A 3,517-nucleotide genomic window follows, 5' to 3' on the forward strand; every position below is an offset into this window, starting at 1 on the left:
GATCGACGCGATGTCGGAGATCGCGTTCCGCGACGAACCGATGGATTTCGACGCGCTCGAGATCGAACCGGAGCCGGAGCCGGTCGCCAAGGCTCCGCCCCCGAAGCCCGAGCCGCGCTTCGACGAGATCGACGCGATGTCGGAGATCGCGTTCCGCGACGAACCGATGGATTTCGACGCGCTCGAGATCGAACCGGAGCCGGAGCCGGCCCCGCCGCCACCGAAGGCCGTCGCCGCGCCGCCGCCCCCGGCGCTCGAGGACAGGCTGCTGTCCCAGGCGACCGACGCCACGGTCGGCCACGCCTTCGACCTCCTGGCGAGCACGGTGCTGACCCGCAACGCCCGCACCCTCGAGGATCTGGTCCAGGACATGCTGCGGCCGATGCTGAAAGCCTGGCTCGACGACAACCTGCCGGTCATGGTCGAGCGCCTGGTCCGGGCCGAGATCGAGCGCGTCGCACGGGGGCGTTGACCGTCTCGCCCGGTTCGCGGGCAGCTCCAGTTGACGGAACGGTCAGGGTCCGCTTGAAAGCGGTCTCGGGGGCCGGTCGCTCGCGCGGCCGGCCTTTGTTGTTTCTGGTTCCGGCCCCCGTGAGGAGCGCGTCCCGCCGAGCGGACGCCCCCCGGGCAGCCTGCGAGTGGCGCTTTCGCGATGATGGACAAGACCTTCGATCCCGCCGCCGTCGAGGCGCGCATCGCCGCCGAATGGGAGGAGGCGCAGGCCTTCCGGGCCGGGCGCCCGGACCGGGCCGGCGCCGAGCCCTACAGCATCATGATCCCGCCGCCGAACGTGACGGGCTCGCTGCATATGGGCCACGCCCTCAACAACACGCTCCAGGACGTGCTCGCCCGGTTCGAGCGCCTGCGCGGCAAGGACGTTCTGTGGCAGCCCGGCACCGATCACGCCGGCATCGCCACCCAGATGGTGGTGGAGCGCCGCCTGGCGGAGCAGCAGCAGCCCGACCGGCGCGCCTTGGGCCGGCCGGAATTCGTCCGCCGGGTCTGGGAGTGGAAGGCGGAATCCGGCGGCACCATCGTCAACCAGCTCAAGCGCCTCGGCGCCTCCTGCGACTGGTCGCGGGAGCGCTTCACCATGGACGAGGGCCTGTCGAAGGCCGTCCTGAAGGTCTTCGTCGACCTGCACGCGCAGGGGCTGATCTACCGCGACAAGCGCCTGGTGAACTGGGACCCGAAGTTCCAGACCGCGATCTCCGACCTCGAGGTGCAGCAGGTCGAGGTGAAGGGCCATCTCTGGCACTTCGCCTATCCGGTGGTGGACGAGGCCGGGACCGAGACGGCTGAGACCATCACGGTGGCGACCACCCGGCCCGAGACCATGCTGGGCGACACCGCCGTCGCGGTGCATCCCGAGGACGAGCGCTACCGGGCCCTCGTCGGCAAGCGCCTGCGCCTGCCGCTGGTCGGCCGCCTGATCCCGATCGTGGCCGACACCTATTCCGACCCCGAGAAGGGCACCGGCGCGGTCAAGATCACCCCGGCCCACGACTTCAACGACTTCGAGGTCGGCCGCCGGCACGGGCTCGCCCAGATCAACATCCTGGACGAGGAAGCCCGCATCAGCCTGGAGGGCAACGCGGATTTCCTCGAAGGATCCAGCCCGGAGCCCGAGGCCCTGGCGCTGCACGGCCTCGATCGCTTCAAGGCCCGGGAGACGGTCGTCGCGCTCATGGAGGAGCGCGGCCGCCTGGTCGCGATCGAGCCCAACACCCATGCGGTGCCGCATGGCGACCGCTCGGGCGTGGTGATCGAGCCCTACCTGACCGACCAGTGGTACGTGAACGTCAAGCCGCTGGCCGAGCGCGCGCTCCAGGCGGTGCGCGACGGCCGCACCCGCTTCGTGCCCGAGACCTACGAGAAGACCTACTTCCAGTGGCTCGAGAACATCGAGCCGTGGTGCATCTCGCGCCAGCTCTGGTGGGGCCACCAGATCCCGGCCTGGTACGACCCGGAAGGGACCTGCTTCGTCGCCGGCAGCGAGGAGGAGGCCCTGGCCCTGGCCGCCGCGAAGCATGGCCGGCCCGTCGCCTTGCGCCGCGACGAGGACGTGCTCGACACCTGGTTCTCGTCCGGCCTGTGGCCGTTCTCGACGCTCGGCTGGCCGGAACAGACCCCGGACCTCGCCCGCTACTACCCGACCAGCGCGCTGGTGACGGGCTTCGACATCATTTTCTTCTGGGTTGCCAGGATGATGATGCTCGGCCTTCACGCGCTGGATGACGTTCCGTTCCGCACCGTCTACATCCACGCCCTCGTCCGTGACGAGAAGGGCGCCAAGATGTCGAAGTCGAAGGGGAACGTGGTCGATCCCCTCGACCTCGTCGACCGCTACGGCGCCGATGCCCTGCGCTTCACCCTGGCGGCGATGGCGGCGCAGGGACGCGACATCAAGCTCTCCGTGCAACGTGTTGAAGGCTATCGGAATTTCGCCACGAAGCTCTGGAACGCCGCCCGCTTCGCCGAGATGAATGGCTGCCGCCTCGACGCGGGGTTCGCCCCCGCGGGCGTGACCCAGACCCTCAACGCCTGGGCGCTCGGCGAGGCCGCCCGGGCCGTCGCCGAGGTGACCGGCGCCCTCGAGACCTACCGCTTCAACGACGCCGCCAACGCCGCCTACCGCTTCGTGTGGAACGTCTTCTGCGACTGGTACCTGGAACTGGCCAAGCCCGTGCTCCAGGGCGAGGACGGGCCGGCGAAGGACGAGACGCGCCGGACCATCGCGTATCTCATCGACCAGATCTGCGTGCTGCTGCACCCGTTCATGCCGTTCCTCACCGAGGAATTGTGGGCGACGAAGGCCCGCGAGGCCGGGGTGGAGCGCGGGCTCCTGGCGCTCGGCCAATGGCCGGATCTCGGCGCGCTCGCGCGTCCCGAGGCCGAGGCCGAGATCGGCTGGGTGGTCGATCTGGTCTCGGAGATCCGCTCGGCCCGCTCGGAGACGAACGTGCCGGCCGGTGCCCAGATCCCCCTGGTGCTGGTGGCACCGAGCGCGGCGGTGCGCGAGCGGGTGGCGCACTGGGGCGACACCGTGCGCCGGCTGGGCCGCATCGCCGCGATCGACATCGCGGAGGCGAGCCCACGCAACGCCGTGCAGCTCATCGTGCGCGGCGAGGTGGCGTCCCTGCCGCTCGAAGGCGTGGTCGATCTCGCCGCCGAGGTCGCGCGGCTGAAGAAGGAGGACGCCAAGCTCGACGGCGAGATCGCCAAGATCGACGCCAAGCTCGGCAATGCCGACTTTCTCGCCCGCGCTCCCGAGGAGGTGGTCGAGGAACAGCGCGAGCGCCGCGAGGCGGGGATCGCCCGCCGCGAGAAGGTGCGCGAGGCCCTGACCCGGCTCCAGGGCTGAACCGCCCCGTGATGCGACGGCGCCGGTGTGGGCGGAGCCCCGCACCGGCGTCGCCGGCATCGCCAACGAGAATGCCCGGGGAGGAACGCGCGCGGTGCCCGGTGCCCGGTGCCCGGTGCCCGGTGCCCGGTGCCCGGTGCCCGGTGCCCGGTG

Annotated in this window: 2 protein-coding genes; both read left to right on the plus strand. The window is 70.7% G+C overall.

The features are described 5' to 3' along the window. Positions 1 to 472 (plus strand): PopZ family protein (locus tag VP06_RS27910; protein WP_048467073.1); only part of this gene is annotated, 472 nt, incomplete at its 5' end. 180 nt (positions 473 to 652) lie between these two features. Next, positions 653 to 3,364 carry a valine--tRNA ligase gene (locus VP06_RS27915; protein ID WP_048467074.1) on the plus strand — a complete coding sequence of 904 codons (2,712 nt, stop codon included), beginning with the start codon at positions 653 to 655 and terminating at the stop codon, positions 3,362 to 3,364. Positions 3,365 to 3,517 lie beyond the last annotated feature (153 nt).

It is taken from the genome of Methylobacterium aquaticum (assembly GCF_001043915.1).
GTDB classification, from domain to species: domain Bacteria; phylum Pseudomonadota; class Alphaproteobacteria; order Rhizobiales; family Beijerinckiaceae; genus Methylobacterium; species Methylobacterium aquaticum.

Excerpts from the sequence above, each read along its gene's own strand:
- VP06_RS27915 (WP_048467074.1), top strand. The coding sequence starts at position 653 with ATGATGGACAAGACCTTCGATCCCGCCGCCGTCGAGGCGCGCATCGCC.